At 75.6% G+C, this 20,440-nt stretch carries 18 protein-coding genes and 5 tRNA genes; 7 read left to right on the top strand and 16 right to left on the bottom strand.

Annotated elements, in window-relative coordinates; all coding sequences use genetic code 11:
- Positions 1–66: 66 nt before the first annotated feature.
- The 4 genes from U5M74_RS02105 to U5M74_RS02090 all read right to left on the bottom strand — a co-directional run bounded on the left by U5M74_RS02105 (position 67) and on the right by U5M74_RS02090 (position 5,555).
- On the bottom strand, positions 67–2,202 hold the full coding sequence (locus tag U5M74_RS02105; protein ID WP_410905676.1) for a 3-hydroxyacyl-CoA dehydrogenase NAD-binding domain-containing protein: 2,136 nt from the start codon (positions 2,200–2,202) through the stop codon (positions 67–69).
- Between the two features lie 4 nt (positions 2,203–2,206).
- Entirely contained in the window at positions 2,207–3,505 is a 1,299-nt protein-coding gene (locus tag U5M74_RS02100) for a thiolase family protein (protein WP_410905674.1), read from the bottom strand.
- 189 nt (positions 3,506–3,694) lie between these two features.
- Positions 3,695–4,927: an HRDC domain-containing protein gene (locus U5M74_RS02095; RefSeq protein ID WP_410905672.1), complete on the bottom strand. Its 1,233-nt coding sequence runs from the start codon at positions 4,925–4,927 to the stop codon at positions 3,695–3,697.
- 46 nt (positions 4,928–4,973) lie between these two features.
- Positions 4,974–5,555: a DUF3000 domain-containing protein gene (locus U5M74_RS02090; protein WP_410905670.1), complete on the bottom strand. Its 582-nt coding sequence runs from the start codon at positions 5,553–5,555 to the stop codon at positions 4,974–4,976.
- Positions 5,556–5,768: 213 nt separating this feature from the next.
- Between U5M74_RS02090 and gndA the strand changes: the two genes are divergently transcribed.
- The 4 genes from gndA to U5M74_RS02070 are packed head-to-tail and all read left to right on the top strand — an operon-like array spanning position 5,769 to position 10,562.
- The gene (gndA, locus tag U5M74_RS02085; protein ID WP_410905668.1) at positions 5,769–7,223 is read left to right on the top strand and encodes an NADP-dependent phosphogluconate dehydrogenase; all 1,455 of its coding nucleotides are present in this window, start codon (positions 5,769–5,771) and stop codon (positions 7,221–7,223) included.
- An 8-nt stretch (positions 7,224–7,231) separates the two neighbouring features.
- Positions 7,232–8,524, top strand: coding sequence for a hypothetical protein (locus U5M74_RS02080; protein ID WP_410905666.1), 1,293 nt, complete (start codon positions 7,232–7,234; stop codon positions 8,522–8,524).
- Positions 8,521–9,828: a carboxylate--amine ligase gene (locus U5M74_RS02075; protein ID WP_410905664.1), complete on the top strand. Its 1,308-nt coding sequence runs from the start codon at positions 8,521–8,523 to the stop codon at positions 9,826–9,828. The genes U5M74_RS02080 and U5M74_RS02075 overlap by 4 nt, the downstream gene beginning before the upstream one ends.
- The gene (locus U5M74_RS02070; protein WP_410905662.1) at positions 9,828–10,562 is read left to right on the top strand and encodes an aspartate/glutamate racemase family protein; all 735 of its coding nucleotides are present in this window, start codon (positions 9,828–9,830) and stop codon (positions 10,560–10,562) included. Before U5M74_RS02075 ends, U5M74_RS02070 begins: the two co-directional genes overlap by 1 nt.
- Positions 10,563–10,565: 3 nt before the next feature.
- Here the strand turns inward: U5M74_RS02070 and U5M74_RS02065 are convergent, their stop codons facing one another.
- On the bottom strand, positions 10,566–11,105 hold the full coding sequence (locus U5M74_RS02065) for a hypothetical protein (RefSeq protein ID WP_410905660.1): 540 nt from the start codon (positions 11,103–11,105) through the stop codon (positions 10,566–10,568).
- A gap of 84 nt (positions 11,106–11,189) precedes the next feature.
- The gene (locus U5M74_RS02060; RefSeq protein WP_410905658.1) at positions 11,190–12,074 is read right to left on the bottom strand and encodes a dihydrofolate reductase family protein; all 885 of its coding nucleotides are present in this window, start codon (positions 12,072–12,074) and stop codon (positions 11,190–11,192) included.
- A gap of 107 nt (positions 12,075–12,181) precedes the next feature.
- On the opposite strand from U5M74_RS02060, the gene zapE reads away from it, so the two are divergent.
- Positions 12,182–13,246, top strand: coding sequence for a cell division protein ZapE (gene zapE / locus U5M74_RS02055; protein WP_410905656.1), 1,065 nt, complete (start codon positions 12,182–12,184; stop codon positions 13,244–13,246).
- A gap of 28 nt (positions 13,247–13,274) precedes the next feature.
- Here the strand turns inward: zapE and U5M74_RS02050 are convergent, their stop codons facing one another.
- The 3 genes from U5M74_RS02050 to glgX all read right to left on the bottom strand — a co-directional run bounded on the left by U5M74_RS02050 (position 13,275) and on the right by glgX (position 18,008).
- Positions 13,275–14,183, bottom strand: coding sequence for a PPK2 family polyphosphate kinase (locus U5M74_RS02050; protein ID WP_410905654.1), 909 nt, complete (start codon positions 14,181–14,183; stop codon positions 13,275–13,277).
- 64 nt (positions 14,184–14,247) lie between these two features.
- Positions 14,248–15,834 carry a hypothetical protein gene (locus U5M74_RS02045; protein ID WP_410905652.1) on the bottom strand — a complete coding sequence of 529 codons (1,587 nt, stop codon included), beginning with the start codon at positions 15,832–15,834 and terminating at the stop codon, positions 14,248–14,250.
- A complete protein-coding gene (gene glgX, locus U5M74_RS02040; RefSeq protein ID WP_410905650.1) occupies positions 15,831–18,008 on the bottom strand; it encodes a glycogen debranching protein GlgX in 2,178 nt (725 codons plus the stop codon). Before glgX ends, U5M74_RS02045 begins: the two co-directional genes overlap by 4 nt.
- A 146-nt stretch (positions 18,009–18,154) precedes the next feature.
- On the opposite strand from glgX, the gene U5M74_RS02035 reads away from it, so the two are divergent.
- Complete coding sequence (locus U5M74_RS02035; protein ID WP_410905648.1) at positions 18,155–18,460, top strand: hypothetical protein; 306 nt, start codon at positions 18,155–18,157, stop codon at positions 18,458–18,460.
- Between the two features lie 9 nt (positions 18,461–18,469).
- Here U5M74_RS02035 and U5M74_RS02030 read toward each other — a convergent pair whose 3' ends face one another.
- The 4 genes from U5M74_RS02030 to U5M74_RS02015 all read right to left on the bottom strand — a co-directional run bounded on the left by U5M74_RS02030 (position 18,470) and on the right by U5M74_RS02015 (position 19,366).
- On the bottom strand, positions 18,470–18,748 hold the full coding sequence (locus U5M74_RS02030; RefSeq protein WP_253181425.1) for a hypothetical protein: 279 nt from the start codon (positions 18,746–18,748) through the stop codon (positions 18,470–18,472).
- Positions 18,749–18,778: 30 nt separating this feature from the next.
- Complete coding sequence (locus U5M74_RS02025) at positions 18,779–19,105, bottom strand: DUF2277 domain-containing protein (RefSeq protein WP_410905646.1); 327 nt, start codon at positions 19,103–19,105, stop codon at positions 18,779–18,781.
- A 73-nt stretch (positions 19,106–19,178) separates the two neighbouring features.
- Positions 19,179–19,253, bottom strand: a tRNA-Val gene (locus U5M74_RS02020).
- Positions 19,254–19,293: 40 nt separating this feature from the next.
- Positions 19,294–19,366, bottom strand: a tRNA-Gly gene (locus tag U5M74_RS02015).
- A gap of 199 nt (positions 19,367–19,565) precedes the next feature.
- Here U5M74_RS02015 and U5M74_RS02010 point away from each other — a divergent pair.
- Positions 19,566–20,027: an ester cyclase gene (locus U5M74_RS02010; protein WP_410905644.1), complete on the top strand. Its 462-nt coding sequence runs from the start codon at positions 19,566–19,568 to the stop codon at positions 20,025–20,027.
- Between the two features lie 84 nt (positions 20,028–20,111).
- Here the strand turns inward: U5M74_RS02010 and U5M74_RS02005 are convergent.
- From U5M74_RS02005 to U5M74_RS01995, 3 genes are all read right to left on the bottom strand, one after another.
- Positions 20,112–20,183, bottom strand: a tRNA-Val gene (locus tag U5M74_RS02005).
- Positions 20,184–20,207: 24 nt separating this feature from the next.
- Positions 20,208–20,278, bottom strand: a tRNA-Cys gene (locus U5M74_RS02000).
- A gap of 72 nt (positions 20,279–20,350) precedes the next feature.
- Positions 20,351–20,423 (bottom strand) — tRNA-Gly (locus tag U5M74_RS01995).
- Positions 20,424–20,440 lie beyond the last annotated feature (17 nt).

The following is a 20,440-nucleotide window of genomic DNA, read 5'->3' as shown; positions in this document are numbered from 1 at the left end:
CCGAGGCCATGCGGTCGCGCGGTCGCGCGGTTGTGCGGTTGCGCGGTTGTGCGACCGCGCGGCGCGTCAGCCGCGCGGCACGTTCGCCACGCCGTCGGGCAGCAGCCGCCGCCCGAGCACCCGCTCGCTGTACCCGGTGCGGTCGAGGTACGGCGTGATGCCGCCGGTGTGGAAGCCCCACCCGGCGCCGAGGATCATGCACAGGTCGATCTGCTGCGGCGTGGCCACGACGCCCTCCTCGAGCATGCGGCCGACCTCCGCAGCCAGCCCGGTCAGCACGGCGTCCAGCACGCCCGGCCCGTCGAGCACGCCCGGCTCGCCCGGGCGGGCGGGGCCGAACACCTCCTGCACGGCCGGATCGACCGGCTTGGGCAGCCCGGGCGCCGGCGGGTCGAGGACCACCCGAACGCCGTCGGCGACGATCTTCTCCAGCCCTGGCGAGGCGGGGAACCGCTCGGGCCCGAGGTCCTCGCGCAGCGAGGTGAGCACGTGGAGCCCGACGGCGGGCCCCACGAGGTCGAGCAGCTCGAAGGTCGGCATGGGGAAGCCGAGCGGGGCGAGCGCCGCGTCGGCGACCTCGACCGGCGTGCCGTCCTCGATCGCGCCGATCACCTGGCCCATGACCAGCAGCAGGAGCCGGTTGACGACGAATCCGGGGCGGTCGGCGACCAGCACCGCCGTCTTGCGCAGCTTCTTGGTCACGGCGAACGCCGTGGCGAGAGCCTCGTCGCCGGTCCGCTCGGCCCGCACCACCTCCACCAGCGGCATCTGCGCCACCGGGTTGAAGAAGTGGATGCCCACCACGCGCTCGGGGTGGCGCAGGTCCGCGGCCATCTCCGTCACCGACAGGGCCGAGGTGTTGGTGGCCAGCACCGTCTCGGGGCCCACCACCTGCTCGAGCTCGGCGAACACCTTCTGCTTGAGCGACAGGATCTCGGTGACCGCCTCGACCACGACGTCGCAGCCGGCGAGGTCGTGCAGGTCGGTGGTGCCGTGGACGGAGGCGACGACGCGGGCCGCGGCGTCGGGCGACATGCGGCCGCGGGCGACGAGCTTGTCGACCGTGGCCCGCACGAAGCCCAGGCCCTTCTCGACGCGCTCGGTGTCGAGGTCGCGCATGACCACCGGCACCTGCAGCCGCTGGGCGACCAGCAGGGCGATCTGCGCCGCCATGAGCCCGGCACCGACGATGCCGACGCGCGCGACGGGCCGGGCCAGGGCCGGGTCGGGCGCGCCCTGGGGCTTCTTGCCGCCCGAGACGAGCTGGAAGGCGTAGACGCCGGCGCGCATCTCGTCGGTCATGAGCAGGTCGGCCAGGGCCTCGTCCTCGGCGGCGAACGCCGCGGCGCGGTCGTAGCCGGGCGCGGGCGCCGCGGCGGCGGCCAGCAGGTCCAGCGCCCGGTAGGGCGCCGGGCGCGACCCCGCGACGACGGCGTCGAGGTAGCGGCGGGTGCCGGCGACGACCGCCTCGACCACGGGCGCGGGGTCGGGCTCCCGGCGCGGCACGGTGACCTCGCCGCGGACCACGCGGGCGGCCCAGGTGATCGACTGCTCGAGGAAGTCGGCGGCGTCGAACAGCGCGTCGACCAGGCCGAGCTCCAGCGCCTCGGCGGGCTTGTACGGCTTGTTGGCGGCCGGGCGGCGCAGCACGACGTCGACGGCCTTCTCGATGCCGACCAGCCGCGGCACCAGGTACGCCCCGCCCCACCCGGGCACCAGGCCGAGGCCGGTCTCCGGCAGGCCGAGCCCGCCGGCGTCCGCGGCGACGGTGCGGTAGTCGCAGTTGAGGGCCGCCTCGAAGCCGCCCCCGAGGGCGAGCCCGTTGACGAACGCGAACGTCGGCACGCCCGCCTCGTGCAGCAGCTCGTAGGCGCGGTGGCCCCGGCGGCCGAGCTCGAGCGCCTCCTCGCGGGTGGTGACGGCGCCCACGCCGAGCAGGTCGGCGCCCGCGGCCAGGACGTACGGCTTGCCGGTGATGCCGACGGCGGCGATCTCGCCGCGGGCGGCGCGCCCGCGCAGCTCGGTGAGGCGCTCGGCGAGCTCGGCCATGCCCTGCGGGCCGAGGGTGTTCGGCTTGGTGTGGTCGAGGCCGTTGTCGAGGGTGACGAGGGCCATCGTCCCGGCGCCGCCGGGCATCCGGACGTCGCGCACCAGCGCGTGGGTGACGCGCTCCGCGCGGGCCGTGGTGGGGGAGTCGGTCATCGCGTCAGTCCTCCTGCTCGGCGGTGTGCTCGGCGGTGTGCTCGCTGGTGTGGCCCGAGTAGTCGGGGTGGTGCGGGTTCTCCCAGATCACGCTGCCGCCCTGGCCGAGGCCGACGCACAGCGTGGTGAGGCCGTAGCGCACCTCCGGGTGCTGCGCGAGCTGCCGGGCCAGCTGCGTCATGAGCCGCACGCCGGAGCCGGCCAGCGGGTGGCCCATCGCGATGGCGCCGCCGTACGGGTTGACCCGCGGGTCGTCGTCGGCGATCCCGAAGTGGTCGAGGAACGCCAGGACCTGGACGGCGAACGCCTCGTTGATCTCGATCAGGCCGATGTCGTCGATGGTCAGGCCGGCCTGCGCGAGCGCCTTCTCGGTGGCGGGCACCGGGCCCAGGCCCATCACGGCGGGGTCGACGCCGGCGTAGGCGGAGGCGACCAGCCGCATGCCCACGGGCAGGCCGAGCTCGCCCGCCACGTCGCCCGCCGCCAGCAGCGCCGCCGTGGCGCCGTCGGTGAGCGGCGAGCTGGTGGCGGCCGTGACCCGGCCGCCGGGGCGGAACGGCGTCCGCAGGTCGCGGATGCCCTCGAGCGTGGTGCCGGGGCGCGGCAGCTCGTCCTCGGTGGCCAGGCCCCAGCCGCGCTCCGCCGAGCGGACGGCGACCGGCACGAGCTCCGGGCCCACGTCGCCGTTCGCGAGGGCCTTGGCGTACTTGGCCTGGCTCGCGACGGCGTAGGCGTCCGCGCGCTCCTTGGTCAGGTGCGGCAGGCGATCGTGCAGGTTCTCCGCGGTGACGCCCATGTTGAGCGCCTCGGCGTCGACCAGCCGCTCGGCGACGAACCGCGGGTTGGGGTCGGCGTCGAAGCCCATGGGGTGGCGGCCCATGTGCTCCACGCCGCCGGCCACGACGACGTCCTGGGCCCCGACGGCGATGCCGTTGGCCGTGGTCGTCACCGCGGTCATGGCGCCGGCGCACATCCGGTCGATCGCGTAGCCCGGCACGGTGCGTGGCAGGCCCGCGAGCACCGCGACCGTGCGGCCGAGCGTCAGGCCCTGGTCGCCCTGCTGCGTCGTGGCGGCGATCGCCACCTCGTCGACGCGCTCGGGCGGCAGCTCGGGGTGGCGGCGCAGCAGCTCGCGCACGGCCTTGACGATGAGGTCGTCGGCGCGCGTCTCGGCGTACAGCCCGTCGGGCCGCGCCTTGCCGAAGGGGGTGCGCACGCCCTCGACGAAGACGACGTCGCGCAGGCGGCGCTCGCGCGCGACGCCGGGGCGGGCGGTCCGCGGGGCCTCAGTGGCTGCGGTCATGGCAGCTCCATCCGTGGGTCGGGACGACGGCGTCCGGGCAGAGCGACGCCGCTCGGCGAGCCTGTCCGACGCACGTCGTGGGCCAGGCCACAGCAGTGCACGCTACCGCGAGTACCGGGAAATGCCCAGCGCCGGATGAGACCGCGTCTCAGGCGGTGCGCCCCCGCGTCGCGCGGCCGGCCGGGCGGCTCACGCCGCGGCGTCGAACGCGGCGGCGAGCCGTCCCGCGAGGAGCTCGACCTGCCACGGGCGGGCGCCCCGGCCGCGCAGGAACTCGCCGACCGCCTCGGTCGTCACCGGCTCCGGCGGCGCCCAGCACACCCGGCGCAGCGCGTCCGGCTGCAGCAGGTTCTCGACCGGCACGGCGAGCTCCTCCGACAGCGCGGCGACGATCTCGCGCGCGGCGGTCAGGCGCCTCGCCGCGACCGGGTCGCGGTCGGCCCAGGCGCGGGGCTGCGGCGGCCCGTCGGTGCGCGGCCCGCGCAACGACGGCAGGCGGTCGGCCGGCAGCGCCAGCGCCTCGTCGACCGCCCGCTGCCAGACCGCCGCGCGCCGCCGGGTCGCCTTGCCGGCGAACTCGGGCAGCGCCACGAGCTGGCCGACGTTCCGGGGCATGGCGGCGGCCGCGGCGACGATCGCGCGGTCGGGCAGCACGCGGCCGGGCGCGACGTCGCGGGCGCGCGCGGAGGTGTCCCGGGCGTGCCAGAGCGAGCGCACGACCGCGAGCTGGCGGCGGTCGCGCAGCCCGTGGGTGCCCGACGTGCGGCGCCACGGCTCGGGCCGGGGCGCCGGCGGCTCGGCGGTGCGCACGGCCTCGAACTCCTGCGCTGCCCACTCGGCCTTGCCGGCCTCCTCGAGCCGGGCCCCGAGCCGCTCGCGCAGCTCGACCAGCACCTCGACGTCGAGCGCGGCGTAGCGCAGCCAGTCGACCGGCAGCGGGCGGGTCGACCAGTCCACCGCGGAGTGCTCCTTGGCCAGGCCCAGCCCCAGCACCTCCGCGACCACGGCGGCCAGGCCCACACGCTCCATCCCCAGCAGGCGGGCGGCGAGCTCGGTGTCGAAGACGCGCGCCGGGCGCAGGCCGTGCTCCGCGAGGCCGGGCAGGTCCTGCGAGGCCGCGTGCAGCACCCACTCGGCGTCGCCGACGGCCGCGCCGAGCGCCGACAGGTCGGGCAGGGCGACCGGGTCGACCAGCGCCGTGCCGGCGCCCGCGCGGCGCAGCTGGACCAGGTAGGTGCGCTGCCCGTACCGGTAGCCCGACGCCCGCTCGGCGTCCGCGGCGACGGGGCCGGTGCCCGCGGCGAACGCCTCGACCACGCGGCGCAGGCCCGCCTCGGTGGCGACGACCTCGCCCACGCCGTCCGCCGGCTCGGTCAGCGGCACGACCGCTGCCGCGGTCTCCGGGGGAAGGGCGGCGCTCATGCGGCGGCCGCCACGGGCCGGCACGCGGGAGAGGACTGCGGTGCGATCACGGTCCTACGGTATGCCGCCGCGAGGCCAGGGCCGTGACGCCCTCGGGCAGCGGCGGCAGGCCGCCCGCCGTGGTCATGAGGTCGGCCCAGAGCGCGAGGTGCTCGCCGAGGGCGGTGTCGGCGGGCGTCCACGACGCGCGGATCTCGAGGTCGACCGCGTCCGGCGTGCCGTCCAGCGCCCCGAAGCTGCTCGACAGCACGCGGGTCACCGTGCCGCCCACCGCGCGCACGTCGACCTCCGCCGCCGCGAGGGCCTCGGTGACCCACGTCCAGGCGACCTCCGCGAGCATCGGGTCGGCCGCCATCTCCGGCTCGAGGGTGGCGCGCACGAGCGTCACGACGCGGAAGTCGCCCTGCCAGGTGTCCTGCCCGGCGGGGTCGTGCAGGACGACGAACCGGCCGGTGGCGACCTCGTCCCCGCCGGCGAACACCTCGCCCTCGAGGGCCGCCGTCCACGGCGCGACGCGGGTGGGGCCGGGCACCTCGACGAGGTGCACCTCGGGCCTCAGCCGCGGGTGGCGCAGCGAGGCCAGCGCGGCGGCGAACCGGGAGGGGACGTCCCTCGGGGCGGAGCTCACGGTGCCACGCTAGGGCCTGGGCGCACCGCCGTGCCGCAGGCGCGGCCGGGCCGCGTGGCCCGCGACCGGATCGTCCCGGTTCGCCGGGCTCGGTCCGCGCCGTCCCCTAGGCTGGTGCGGGTGCCCCGACCGGTGCGCGGACGGCGGGTGCGGCCCGACGAGCAACGGGGGACGATCGCCTCGCGATCGAGACCGAACGAAGGAGCAGGCACGATGAGCGACACGACCACGGGCGCCCCGCAGGCGCAGATCGGCGTCACGGGGCTCGCGGTCATGGGCCGCAACCTGGCCCGCAACCTCGCGCGGCACGGGTACGCCGTGGCGCTGCACAACCGCTCGTACTCCCGCACGGAGTCCCTGGTGGCCGAGCACGGCGACGAGGGCACGTTCGTGCCGTCGGAGTCGATGGCGGACTTCGTGGCCTCGCTCGAGCGGCCGCGCAAGGTGATCGTCATGGTCAAGGCGGGCGGCCCGACCGACGCGGTGATCGACGAGCTGGTGCCGCTGCTGGAGGAGGGCGACATCGTCATCGACGCCGGCAACGCCCACTTCCCCGACACGATCCGGCGCGAGGCGGCGCTGCGCGAGCGCGGGCTGCACTTCGTCGGCACCGGCGTCTCCGGCGGCGAGGAGGGCGCGCTGAACGGCCCCTCGATCATGCCGGGCGGCACCCGCGAGGCCTACGCCTCGCTCGGCCCGATCCTCGAGGACATCTCGGCCGAGGTCGAGGGCGTCCCGTGCTGCACCTACGTCGGCCCCGACGGCGCCGGCCACTTCGTCAAGATGGTGCACAACGGCATCGAGTACGCCGACATGCAGCTCATCGCCGAGGCCTACGACCTGCTGCGCCAGGGCCTGGGCGCCTCGGCCAAGGAGATCGGCGAGGTCTTCGCGCGCTGGAACACCGGCGACCTCGAGTCGTTCCTCATCGAGATCACGGCCGAGGTGCTCGGCCACACCGACGCGCGCACCGGCGCGGCGTTCGTCGACGTCGTGCTCGACCAGGCCGAGCAGAAGGGCACCGGCCGCTGGACGGTGCAGAACGGCCTCGACCTGGGCGTGCCGATCACCGGCATCGCCGAGGCCACGTTCGCCCGCTCGCTGTCGGGCTTGGTGCCGCAGCGCGAGGCCGCGCGCGCCGCCCTGCCCGCCGAGGCCCGGCCCTGGCAGGTCGAGGACCGCGACGCGTTCGTCGAGGACGTGCGCAAGGCGCTGTACGCCTCGAAGGTCGTGGCCTACTCCCAGGGCTTCGACCAGATCGCCGCCGCCTCGGCGGAGAACGGCTGGGACATCGACCGCGGCGCCATGGCCCGCATCTGGCGCGGCGGCTGCATCATCCGCGCCCGGTTCCTCGACCGCATCACCGAGGCCTACGAGCGCGACCCGAACCTGCCGCTGCTGCTGGCCGACCCGTACTTCACCAGCGCCGTGAGCGAGGGCGTGGCCGCCTGGCGCCGCGTCGTGGCCCAGGCCGCGCTGCACGGCGTGCCCACCCCGGCGTTCAGCTCGTCGCTGGCCTACTACGACGGCGTGCGCGCCGAGCGGCTGCCGGCCGCGCTCGTGCAGGCCCAGCGCGACTTCTTCGGCGCGCACACCTACAAGCGCGTCGACGCCGAGGGCACCTTCCACACCGAGTGGTCCGGCGACCGCACCGAGAGCGAGGCATGAGACACCCCGTGAGCACCACCCCGACCGACCCCGCCGTGCGGCCCGTCATCGTCGGCTCCGACATCGGCGTGTACGGGCTCGCCCGGGCCTTCCACGAGCGCTACGGCGTGCGCACCACCGTGGTGGCGTTCGCGGAGCCGGGCCCGATCGCCGGGTCGCGCATCATCGACCTGCGGCTGTGCGGCTCGGCGGACGAGGAGATCGTCGCGGCGCTGCTGCAGCTGGCCGCCGAGCGCACCGGCCCCGAGCGGCTCGTGCTGCTGACCAACATGGACTGGGTGGTGCGCATCCTCGCCCACCACCGGGAGGTGCTGGAGGCGGCCGGCTACGTCGTGCCGTTCGCCGACGCGGCGCTGATCGACCGCATCTCCGACAAGGCCGAGTTCCTCGCGGCCTGCACCGAGATCGGCGTGCCCACGCCGGCCACGGTGGTGCAGGACTTCGCGGCCGCCCAGGAGCCGGGCTGGCAGCCCGAGCCGGTGCCGTTCACCTTCCCGGTGATCGCCAAGGCCGCCTCCAGCGCCGACTACCACGCCGTGCGCTTCGCCGGGAAGAAGAAGATCTACGAGATCGCCTCGCAGGCCGAGCTCGACGGGCTGTACGCCAGCCTGCGCGAGGCCGGCTACCGCGGGCGCTTCCTGGTCCAGGACATGGTGCCGGGCGACGACACCCAGATGCGCTCGGTGACCACGTACACCGACACCTCGGGCCGCGTGACGCTCGTGGCCTCGGCCCGCGTGCTGCTCGAGGAGCGCACGCCGGCGGCGCGGGGCAACCCCTCGGCGATGATCGTCGAGCCGGTGCCCGAGCTGCTCGAGGCGGCCCGCCGCCTGCACGAGCACACCGGGTGGCGCGGCTTCGCCAACTTCGACGTCAAGCTCGACCCGCGCGACGGCGTCTACCGGTTCCTCGAGCAGAACCCGCGCATCGGCCGGAACAACTACTACGTCACCGCCGGCGGCGTGAACGTCGCCGAGGTGCTCGTGGACGACGTCGTGCGCGGCGTGCGCCGCGAGCCGGCCGTCGCCGACCGCGAGGTGCTCTACGCCGTCGTGCCGCACGACCTGCTGCGCCGCTACGTGCTCGACCCCGCGCTGCGGGCCCGCGTCGTCGGGCTGATGCGGGCGCGCACGGTGGTGCACCCGCTGCGCTACAAGGCGGACCGGACGCTCAAGCGCGCCGTCTACGTGCTCACCGCGCTGACCAACCACCGGCGCAAGTACCGCACCTTCTACCCGCCGGCCGAGCTGCGACGCAACCACGAGGCGGCCCGCGCCGCGGCCGTGAGGGAGGCCCTGTGAGCGCCCGGTCCGCCGCCGTGGCGGGCGCCCGGCGCCTGCAGCCCGTCGTCCTGGGCGGCGACATCGGCGCGTACAGCCTCGCCCGGGCGTTCCACGAGGCGTACGGCGTGCGCCCCGTGGTCGTCTCGAGCGTGTCGACCGGGCTGGTGCGCCACTCGCGGATCCTCCAGCACGTGGCCGAGCCGCGGATCGACGACGCCGACGCCCTCGTGGCGCGGCTGCGCGCGATCGCCGACGCCCACGCCGACGCCGACCTGGTCGCCGTCGGCTCGGCCGACTGGCTGGTGCGCGCGCTGGTGGAGAACCGCGACCGCCTCGAGGACCGGTACACGATCCCGTACGTGCGCGAGGACCTCCTGCTGCGGCTGACGGACAAGGAGGAGTTCGGCCGCCTGTGCGCCGAGCTCGGCATCGCGCACCCCACCACGGTGGTGCACGACGTCGCCGGTGGCGGCGAGCCGGACACCAGCGGGCTGACGTTCCCGGTGATCGCCAAGGCGGCCAGCACCGCGGCGTACCACGACGTCGAGTTCCCCGGGAAGAAGAAGGTCTTCACCGTGGGCTCGCGCCCGGAGCTGCTCGAGCTGCTGGGGCGGGTGCGCGACGCCGGCTACACCGGGTCGTTCGTGATCCAGGACTTCGTCCCGGGCGACGACTCCGGGATGCGGATCCTCACCTGCTACAGCGACGCCCAGGGCAAGGTGCGGTTCGCCTCGTTCGGCCACGTGCTGCTCGAGGAGCACGCGCCGGGCGCGCTCGGCAACCCCGCCGGCATCATCACCGGCGTCCAGCACGAGGTCGTCGAGCAGGCGCGCCGCCTGCTGGAGCACGTCGGCTGGACGGGGTTCGCCAACTTCGACCTCAAGTACGACCCGCGCGACGGGCGCTACGTGTTCTTCGAGCTCAACCCGCGCCTGGGCCGCTCGAACTTCTACATCACCGGCGCCGGGGCCAACCCGGTGACGTTCTACGTCCACGAGCACCTGCGCGGCCTCGACCCCGAGCCGCGCGCCGTGCTGGGCGCCGACGTGCCGCTGACCGCCGACGGCGAGCTGGCGGCGGAGCACCTGTACACGGTGCTGCCGGGGCCGCTGCTGCTGCGCTACGTGCTCGACCGCGGCCTGCGCGCCCGCACGCGGCGGCTGCTGCTGCGTCGTCGTGCGTCGAACCCGCTGTGGTACCGCCACGAGCGGGACCCGCGGCGCGTGGCGTACCTGCTGGTGGCGCAGCTCAACCACTACCGCAAGTACGCCCGGCACTACCCGGTCTCCGCGGCGCGCGCCCTGGCCTGGACGGGCCGCTGATGACGACGCCGGACGCGCCGGCGGGCGAGCACCTGCCCGTCGGCGTCATCGGCGGCGTGGGCCCGCTGGCCACCGCCTACTTCCTGCAGCGGGTGGTCCAGCGCACGCGCGCGGAGCGCGACCAGGACCACGTCGACATGGTGGTGCTCAACCACGCGACGATCCCGGACCGGACGGCGTTCGTGCTGGGCCGGTCCGCCGAGGACCCCGGGCCCGTGCTGGCGCGCGACGCCCGGCGCCTCGAGGCGTTCGGCGTGAGCTTCCTGGTGATGCCGTGCAACACCGCGCACTACTTCACCCAGCAGGTCCTCGACGCGGTGAGCACGCCGTTCCTGTCGATCATCGACGTCACGGTGGCCGCCGCGCGCGAGCGGGTGCCGGGCCTGGCGCGCGTGGGCCTGCTGGCCACGGCCGGCACCGTCGCCTCGCGCGTGTACGACGACGCCTTCGCCGCGCACGGCGTGGAGGTGCTCACGCCGAGCGCGGCGGACCAGGACGTGGTCAACGCCGTCATCTACGACCAGGTCAAGGCCGGCCGCCCGGCCGACCCCGACGCGCTGCGCGCCGTCGCGGGCCGGCTCGCCGAGCGCGGCGCGTCGGTGGTGGTGCTGGGCTGCACCGAGCTGTCGGTCGCGGCGGTGGACCACGGCCTGCTCGACGAGCCGCCGTTCCTCGACTCCATGGACGAGCTCGTCAGGGCGACGGTCGTCGCCGCCGGGCACGAGGTGCGCTGAGGCTCAGCCCAGCTCGCTCGTGCCCAGGTACAGGTGCAGCACCGGCACATGCAGCTCCTCGCGGGCGCGCGACGCCCAGTCGGAGTGGAACGTGTCCTCCACGGCGTGCGGGTAGGTGACGACGACGGCCTCCCGCACTCCGGCCGGCCCCTGGGCGGCCACCGCGCCCGGACCGGCGGCCTCGCCGCCCAGCCGCTCGACCTCGGCTCGCAGGGCGGGCAGCGGGTCGTCGCCGGTGACGAACCCGTCGACCTCGACGCCGGCGGCGCGCAGCGCCTTGACCGAGCCCTCCAGCCGGTCGACGGCGGTGGCGGTGGCCTGCCGCACGTCGGGCTCCTTGCCGCGCAGCTCGTCCCACGCCTGGCGCAGCTCGCCCATGCCGAGGTGGTCGATGATCGACGTGACGACGTTCCGCTCCGTGTCGGCCGGCACGAGCACGCGGTAGGCGACCGGGTCCTCGGCGTGCAGCCGGGTGATGTGCTCGACGTCGGCGGAGGTCAGGGTGTCCTCGGTGAGCACGAGGACCACGGGCAGGTTCGACATGCGTCCAACCTAGCCAGCGCGCCCGTCCGCCGCCGTCCGGGCGTGGCCCGGGGCGGCGTGACGGGCGGTCCACGGGGGAGGCGGTCAGCCGGCGCCCCGCTCCACGACCCAGCGGGCCAGCAGGGTGCCGGCCGCCCGGTCGGCGAGCAGGTGGCCGAGCCGCGCCCGCGGGCCCGGCGCCGGGCCGGGGCCGGCGACGATGCGGCCGGCGCCCGGTCCCTCGAACCGCCCCGTGGTGGTCAGGCACACCTCGTCGACGAGGCCGGCGGCGAGCAGCGAGGCCAGCAGGCCCGGCCCGCCCTCGGTGAGCACGCGGGTCAGCCCGCGCGCGGCGAGCGCGGCGAGCGCGGCCGCCAGGTCGACCTCGCCCGCGTCGGCGCCCGGCGCCACCACCACCCGGTCGGCCGGCAGGGCGGCACGCGCCGCCGCGGCACCCGCCTCGCCGGTGACCACCAGCGGCGGCCGGTCGACGTCGGCGAGCGCGGGCGGCACCGCGCCCGTGCGCGAGACGAGGGCCAGCTCGAGGGGGGCGGGGGCGTCGGCCGCGGTGCGCGGCGCGAGGTGCGCGAGCCCGGCGGGCCGCTCCAGCGGCGTGTACCCCTCGGCCCGGGCGGTGCCGGCGCCGACCACGACGACGTCGGCCAGGGCGCGCAGCACGCGGAAGACGCGGAAGTCCGCGGGGTCGTTGATGGTGCCGGAGCGGTGGTCGGCGCCCCAGGCCGCGCCGTCGACGGACGCGACCATGTTGGCGCGCACCAGCCCCTCCGGGTGGGCGTACAGCGCGGCGAGGTCCTCCTCCCGCGCGGCGAGCGGCACCGGGCGCGGCGCGGGCAGGAGGAGGTCGAGGCCGGGCAGCGCGTCCGGGCGGGGCTCGTCCTGCGGTGCGGGCTGGGTCGTCGAGCGGGTTGTCGGCCGGGATGCCGGCTGCGGTGCCGGCCGGGGTGCGGGCTGCGGCGCGGGAGCGGTCATGGCGCCACCCTGGCACGGCGCCGCGCGCCGTGCCCGCACGCCGCGTCCGGGTGCGGGCGACGTCCTGCGGGAGTGGGGCGGTGCCCGCGAGCGTAGGGTGGTGCCCCGTGACGAGCGCGACCACCCGCAGCACCACCGCACCGTCGTCCCTGACGTCGGTGCGCCCCGCCGTCTCGCCGCAGCGCCTGCTGGACGACCTCGTGCCGCCGCGCCACTTCGCGCAGGCGCGCTTCGCGACGTACCGCGCCGACCCGGAGTACCCCAGCCAGGCCGCGACGCTCGCGCGCCTGGAGGAGGTCGCCCGGGAGGTCGCCGCGCCGGCGCCGGCCGGGCTCAAGGGTTTGTTCGCCCGCCGGCGGCCCGCGCCGCCCGCGGTCTACATGGACGGCGGGTTCGGCGTCGGCAAGACGCACCTGCTGACCTCGCTCGTGCACGCCGTCGGCACCGACGTCGCCGCGTACGGCACGTTCGTGGAGTACACCAACCTGGTCGGCGCGCTCGGCTTCCTGCCCACCGTCGAGGCGCTCGCCACGAAGAAGCTGGTGTGCATCGACGAGTTCGAGCTCGACGACGCCGGCGACACCACGCTGATGTCCCGGCTGCTGCGCGAGCTGACGGACCGCGGCGTGGCGCTCGCGGCCACGTCGAACACGCTGCCGGGGGCGCTGGGGGAGGGCCGGTTCGCCGCGGACGACTTCCTGCGCGAGATCCAGGCGCTCGCCGAGCGGTTCGAGGTGCTGCGCGTCGACGGCGAGGACTACCGGCACCGCTCGGTGGTCACGGCCTCCGAGCCGCTGCCCGCCGCTACCGTCGAGAGCGTCACCGCGGCGCGGGCGGACGCGACGCTCGACGACTTCGACGCCCTGCTCGAGCACCTGGCCACCGTGCACCCCAGCCGCTACGGCGCGCTGCTCGACGGCGTCGGCCTGGTGGGCCTCACCGGCGTGCACCCCGTCACGCGCCAGGAGGTGGCGCTGCGGCTCGTCGTGCTGGTGGACCGGCTCTACGACCGCGACGTGCCGGTGCTGCTCGCCGGCGCGGGCGAGGCGGGGCTGTTCACCGAGGAGATGCTCGGCGGCGGCTACCGCAAGAAGTACTTCCGGGCCCTGTCCCGGCTCGGCGCGCTCGCCGAGGAGGGCCGCACGCTGGCGGGCGGCACGCCGGCCGGCTGACCGGCGCCCGGCCCGCCGGCGCCCGGGGTCACGTCGCGGCGAGGCGGCGGAGCTCCGCCTCCACGTCGAAGGTCGCCGCCGGCCACCCCAGGTCGAACGAGCGCAGCGCGTCGAGCAGCAGCTCGCCGACGGCCAGCCGCGTGAACCACTTGCGGTCGGCCGGGACGACGTACCACGGGGCCACGTCGGTCGACGTGCGCTCGAGCATCTCCTGGTATGCCTCGAGGTACTCCGGCAGGAGCTTGCGCGTGTCGATGTCCGCCGGGTCGTACTTCCAGTGCTTGTCGGGCCGCTCCAGCCGCTGCGCCAGGCGCGACCGCTGCTCGTCGGACGACACGAACAGCGCGCACTTGACGATCCTGGTGCCGGTGGCGGCCACCTCGGCCTCGAAGGCGTTGATCTCGTCGTAGTGGGCGCGCCACGTGCTCTCGGGCTCGAGGCCGGTGACCCGCACGACGAGCACCTGCTCGTAGTGGGAGCGGTCGAACACCCCGATGTAGCCGGGGCGCGGCAGCGCGCCTCGCACGCGCCACAGGTAGCCGTGCGCGGCCTCCTCGGGCGTCGGCCGGCCGAACGACCGGTGCATCACGCCCTGCGGGTCCACGAGCCCGACGACGTGGCGGACCACGCCGCCCTTGCCCGCGGTGTCGAGGCCCTGCAGGACGAGAAGCACGCTGCGGCTCCCGCCGGTGCGGCCCTCGGCGAAGAGGCGCTCCTGGAGGTCGGCGAGCTCGACGGCCTGGCCCGCGGACGCCTCCTCGGCCTCGTCGCGCCCGCCGTCCCAGCCGGGCGTGGCCGCGCAGTCGAGGGACCGGACGTCGATCCCGGGCCGCCAGCGCAGCGCCTCGCCGGCCGGGCGGTCCCACTCCCGCGCGATCCGCCCGAGCCGGTCCCGGGCGTCCGTGGCCTCGTCGCGCCTGCTGTGCCTGCCGCTCATGGCTCGGGACCCTAGCCAGTCGCAGCGGGACGCGCGCGGGCACGGCTCAGGCGGGCAGGGCGGCTCACGCGGCGGCGCGCAGGACCGCGGCGCAGCGCCCGGGCAGGGTGAGGACGCCGTCCTCCAGCCGTGTCGCGGGCGACCACGCGGCCGCCAGCCGCCACGCCGCCGGGGCGTCGGCGAGCACGGTGCGCAGCGGCACCGCGGCGGACGGCTCGCGCGTCGCCAGGACGAGGGCGGCGTCGCCGCGGCGGACGACGAGCGCGGTGCCGTGCACCCGGACGTCGACGGGCAGCGCCATCTGCGCGGCGATCCCGGGGCGCAGCGCCAGGAGCGTGGCGCACCAGGCGACGAGCCCGGGCGCCCCGGCGTCGCGGACGGGCAGGTGGTCGCCGTCGAGCACCAGCGGGGTCCCGGCCAGGACGGCGAAGGCGAGCAGGCTGGCGCGCTCGTCCTCGTCGTCGGCCACCGCGGGCGCCGTGGCGGGCCACGGCACCGCCCGTGCCGCGCCCGGCAGCCGCGTGAGGTCCCCGACGACGAGGGACGCCGCGCGGGGCGTGGCGGGGAAGGCGCGCCGCGCGGCGCGGTCGCCGACCAGGGGCAGCCGCGTCAGCGGCGTGACGGTGCGCGCCAGCAGGCGCAGGTCGCCGGCGTCGACGGGCGCTCCCGCGCGGCCGGCGGCCAGCGCCCGGGCCACCGCGGAGGTCAGCCGGTCGCTGCGGCCCGGGCCGTCGACCATCAGCACGAGCCGGCGGCCGAGCTCGACGGAGGCGGCGGCCACCCGCTCGGCGAGCTCGGAGAGGAACGGCGGGCCTCCGCCGTCGGTGAGCGCCTCCACGTCGAGCACGAGGCCGTCGACGTGGAACGCGGCGAACCAGCGCACCGCGTCGGCGAGCAGGAGCTCACGAGGGCCGCGGCTGCCCGTGCCGGCCAGGTTGATCCGCGCGGGCGGTCCCGCGGGCCCCGCGCTGCCGGTGGTGCCGCCGGCCGCGTACGGCCCGAAGCGCTCCAGGCCGAGCGCCGGCTGCACGGCCCAGCGGTGCGGCAGCCCCAGCACGACGGCGAGGCCGGCGGCGTGGGCGGCGTCGACGAACCGCTGCAGCGCCCGGGGCCCGCCGTAGGGCTCGTGCACGGCGCCCAGGCGCACGCCGGCGGCCGGCCCGGCGGCCGGGTCGTGCGCCGCGAGGGGGGCGAGCTCGACGCCCTGGACGCCGGTCGCGGCGACGGCGGGCAGGTGCGCCGCGGCGGCGTCGAGCGTGCCGGCGGGCGTGAACGTCGGCACGTCGACGTGCAGCAGCACGCCGGACTCGAGCGGCGGCGGCTCCCAGCCGGCGTCGGACCAGGCGAACGCCGGGTCGAGCACGCGCGACGGTCCCAGCACGCCGTGCGGCTGCCACGCGCCCGCCGGGTCGGCCAGCACGGGGCCGCCGTCCACGGAGAAGCCGTAGTCGGTGCCGGGCGCGAGCTCGTCGTCGGCGCCCCACCAGCCGGGGCGGTGCGCGCCGAGCAGCCGCATCGGGCGGCGCTCGGCCGCGCCGCCCGGGCCCAGGACGACGACGTCGACGGTGGCGGCGTGCGGGGCCCAGACGCTCGGGCGCCGGCCCGGCTCCCGGGCGAGGCCCGGGGCCGAGGCCGTCGAGCCCGACGTCACAGCACGTGGGACGCGGTGTCGGCGTCGGGGTCGTGGTCGAGCGACGGCCGGGTCAGCACGACGACCGACCGCGACCGGACCGTGAGCGTCTCCCCGGCGGCGTGCTCCGTGCCCGGCTCCGTCGAGCTGTCCGTGTCCAGCACCGTGGTCCAGGTGGCGCCGTAGCGGCCCGACGGCAGCGTGAAGTCGAGCTCCTCGGAGTGGGCGTTGAACAGCAGCAGGAAGGAGTCGTCGACGATCGGCTCGCCGCGCCGGTCCTGCTCGGAGATCGCGTCGCCGTTGAGGAAGACCATCAGCGAGCGGGCGTACGTGTTCTCCCAGTCCTGACCGTCCATGGTGGCGCCGGTCATGTCCAGCCAGCCGATCTCCGGCAGCTCGCCGTCGCCGTCGGCCGCGGGCGAGGTGTGCCCGCCGACGAAGCCGCGCCGGTGCAGCACCGGGTGGTCGAGGCGCAGCCGCACCAGACGCTGGGTGAAGCGGAGCAGCTCGGCCTCGTCGGGCTCCAGCTCCCAGTCCACCCAGGTGGTCTCGTTGTCCTGGCAGTAGCCGTTGTTGTTGCCGCCCTGCGTGCGCCCGAGCTCGTCGCCGTGGGCGATCATCGGCACGCCCTGGCTCAGCAGCAGCGTGGTCAGGAAGTTGCGCCGCTGGCGCCGGCGCAGCTCGAGCACCTCGGGGTCGTCCGTGGGGCCCTCGGCGCCGCAGTTCCAGGACCGGTTGAAGCTCTCGCCGTCGTTGTTGTCCTCGCCGTTGTCCTCGTTGTGCTTCTCGTTGAAGGACACGAGGTCGTCGAGCGTGAAGCCGTCGTGCGCCGTGACGAAGTTGATCGACGCGATGGGCTTGCGGCCGGAGTGCTCGTACAGGTCGCTGGACCCGGTCAGCCTCGAGGCGAGCTCGGGCAGCGTGGCCGGCTCGCCGCGCCAGAAGTCGCGCACCGCGTCGCGGTAGCGGCCGTTCCACTCCGTCCACAGCGGCGGGAACCCGCCGACCTGGTAGCCGCCGTCGCCGACGTCCCACGGCTCGGCGATCAGCTTGACCTGGGAGATCACCGGGTCCTGGTGGACGATGTCGAAGAAGGCGCTGAGGCGGTCGACCTCGTGGAACTGCCGGGCGAGCGTGGCGGCGAGGTCGAACCGGAACCCGTCGACGTGCATCTCCTCGACCCAGTACCGCAGCGAGTCCATGATGAGCTGCAGCACGGCGGGGGAGCGCATGAGCAGGGAGTTGCCCGTGCCGGTCGTGTCGAAGTAGTGCGCCTCGTCGCCGTCGACGAGCCGGTAGTACGCGGCGTTGTCGATGCCCCGGAAGGACAGCGTGGGGCCGAGGTGGTTGCCCTCGGCGGTGTGGTTGTAGACGACGTCGAGGATGACCTCGATGCCGGCCTCGTGCAGCGCCTTGACCATCGCCTTGAACTCCAGCACCTGCTCGCCGCGCGTGCCGGCGCTCGCGTAGGCGTTGTGCGGCGCGAAGAACCCGATGGTGTTGTAGCCCCAGTAGTTCGCGAGGCCGCGGTCCTGCAGCACGGGGTCCTGGACGAACTGGTGGACCGGCATCAGCTCGACGGCCGTCACGCCCAGCTCCACGAGGTGGTCGACCATCGCCGGGTGACCCATGCCGGCGTAGGTGCCGCGCAGGTCCTCCGGGATGTCCGGGTGGAGCATGGTCATGCCCTTGACGTGGGCCTCGTACAGCACGGTGTCGTGGTAGTCGATCTGCGGCGGGCGGTCGTGGCCCCAGTCGAAGAACGGGTTGACGACGACGGACGTCATCGTGTGCCCGGCGGAGTCCCCGGCGAGCGGCTCGGAGCCCGTGACCGCGGCCTCCTGGTCGTCGAAGGGGTAGGAGAACAGCGACTGGTCGCCGTCGATCTGCCCGTCGATCGCCTTGGCGTAGGGGTCGAGCAGCAGCTTGGACGGGTCGCAGCGGTGGCCGGACGCCGGGTCGTAGGGCCCGTGCACGCGGTAGCCGTACCGCGTGCCCGGGACGATGCCGGGCAGGTAGACGTGCCACACGAACGCGTCGACCTCGCGCACGTCGTAGCGCTGCTCGTTGCCGTCGTCGTCGAGGATGCACAGCTCCACCCGCTCGGCGGCGGAGGAGTAGAGCGCGAAGTTGGTGCCGGTGCCGTCGAAGGTGGCGCCGAGAGGGTAGGAGCGGCCGGGCCAGGTCTGCTGCATGCGCCGAATCATCACACCGCCCGCCGCTCTTGGCGCGTCGTGCGGGCGCTCCGGCGACCCGCCCGCGGGGCGTCGCGGCACGAGGCGAACGAATAGTGTGCCAAGCGCGACGGGCGAGCGGGCCCCGCCCGGCGGAAGATGGCGCCATGAGCAAGGAGAGCACCACCCAGGCCGAGCCCAACGCCGGTGGCACCGACGGCACCGGCGCCGACACCGCCGGCACGGACACCACGGGGACGGGCGAGGCGCGCTACCGCGCCCGGCACCTGCTGGACGAGTCGCTCGCGTCGAGCGCGCGCGTCGCGCCCCCGCAGTACCGGCCCTCGCCCGACGCCGACCCCCGGTCCGGGGGAGACGCGACCCGGGCGCCCAGGTCGCTCACGGACGCCGAGCGCGACTGGACGGACCTCGACTCGAGCGGCGTGGCCTGGGACGACCCCGAGGAGCTGTGACGGCCCGCGTCAGCGCGGGCGCCGGTCGGTCCCGACGGGGATGAGGCGCGGCATCCCGGCGGGCGCGACCTCGCTGATGGCGAGGTAGCGCGCCTCCGCCCGGTGCAGGCGGATGTGCTCGTCGAGCGACCAGTCGGGGCCGTTGGTCAGCACCATGCCGCAGGAGCAGTCGATCTCGACGACGCCGGCCGCCCCGCGGCGCACCTGGCCGACGGTGACGTGGGCGGCGCGAGCGTTGGCCTTCGCGCGGTGCATGCTCGCGCTGACGGCGGTTTCTGCGAGATCCACGCCGCGAGCCTAACGGCCTCCGGCGCGGCCTCAGTGCGTGTGGGCGATGCCCAGCTCGTGCAGCCGCTCGTGCTCCTCGCGCGCGGCCATGCGCGCGGCGATGCGCTCCTGCACCTCGGCGCGGCGCAGCGGAGGCACGGTCTGCGGCGGGCGGCGGCGGGCCGGCAGCTCGTCCAGCAGGCGCGTGACGATGGCCGCGATCTGCTCGGTGGCCTGGTCGCACGGCTCGCGGACGGCCTCGGCGGCCGAGCGCTGCACCCCCGTCACCTTGCGGACGAACTGCTCCGCCGCGGCGCGGATCTCCTCGTCGGTCGCGGGCGGCTCGAGCCCGCGCAGGGTGGTGATGTTCCGGCACATGCCTCGACGCTACGTGCCGGCCCGGGCACGCGAAAGGCCCCGGACCTGGTGGTCCGGGGCCTGGCGATGATGCTGGTGGGCGATACTGGGATCGAACCAGTGACCTCTTCCGTGTCAGGGAAGCGCGCTACCGCTGCGCCAATCGCCCGGGGCCCTGCCCTGCGGGGCTGGCCCCCGGGCGGTTCCGGAGCGGATGACGGGACTCGAACCCGCGACCCTCACCTTGGCAAGGTGATGCTCTACCAACTGAGCCACATCCGCGCGGCCGGGTCCTCGGGATCTCTCCCGCGCTCCCGGCGCCTGGTGAACATTACTGGACCCGCGGCCCGGAGGTCCAATCCGGACGGCTGTGACCTGCGCCGCCGCGCGGCGTCGGGGACGGGGCGGGTGGCCCCTGTCGGGCGGCCGCGCCGCGGCGGACAATGGATGACGTCTTCGTCCGACGAGGAAGGAGCCACCCATGTCGACGCAGACGAGCGGGGGAGACGCCGTCCCCCGAGAGGCCGCCCTCCGGTCCGTGGAGGACCAGTTCGCCGCCTTGAACGCGCACGACGCGCCACGCTTCGCCGCCTTCTTCAGCGAGGACGCGGTCCTCGTCGACCCGTCCTACCCCGAGCCGCTGCGCGGCCGCACCGCGATCGAGGAGGACATGACGAGCTTCTTCGGGACTTTCCCAGACCTGCGCATGGAGGTGACGAGCACCGTCGTGAGCGGCAGGACCGTCGCCGTGGAGGCCGTGGGCACCGGCACGAACACCGGGCCGCTCGTCCTGCCCGCCGGCGAGATCGCGCCGACGGGCCGCAGCGTCCGGTTCGCCTTCGCCGTGTTCGACACCCTCGACGACCGCGGGCTGATCGCCGAGGAGCGGCGCTACTACGACGCCATGAGCATGATGACGCAGCTGGGGGTGGGGCCGCAGTGAGCGCCCTGGCCGCGGCGTCGGGCCGACGGCGAGCGGGCACGACGAAGGCCCCGGACCGTCGGTCCGGGGCCTTCGTCGTGCGGGTGGGCGATACTGGGATCGAACCAGTGACCTCTTCCGTGTCAGGGAAGCGCGCTACCGCTGCGCCAATCGCCCGCGCCTGGCACGAGCCAGGCTGAGAGGTGGGTACGGGATTCGAACCCGTGTATACGGCTTTGCAGGCCGCTGCCTCGCCTCTCGGCCAACCCACCAGCGAGACGTTCTCTCCCTCCGCTCCGCGTGCGGTGCTGCACCGAGGGAGACGATCAGAGAGTGGGCCTCCGAGCGGATGACGGGACTCGAACCCGCGACCCTCACCTTGGCAAGGTGATGCTCTACCAACTGAGCCACATCCGCGCGGCCGGTGACTCGGG

Origin of the sequence: Puerhibacterium sp. TATVAM-FAB25, assembly GCF_046535855.1 — a bacterium.
Lineage (GTDB): Bacteria > Actinomycetota > Actinomycetes > Actinomycetales > Cellulomonadaceae > Puerhibacterium > Puerhibacterium variabilis_A.
The sequence above is the reverse complement of the archived record's forward strand: the minus strand, read 5'-3'. Positions and strand labels throughout refer to the sequence as shown.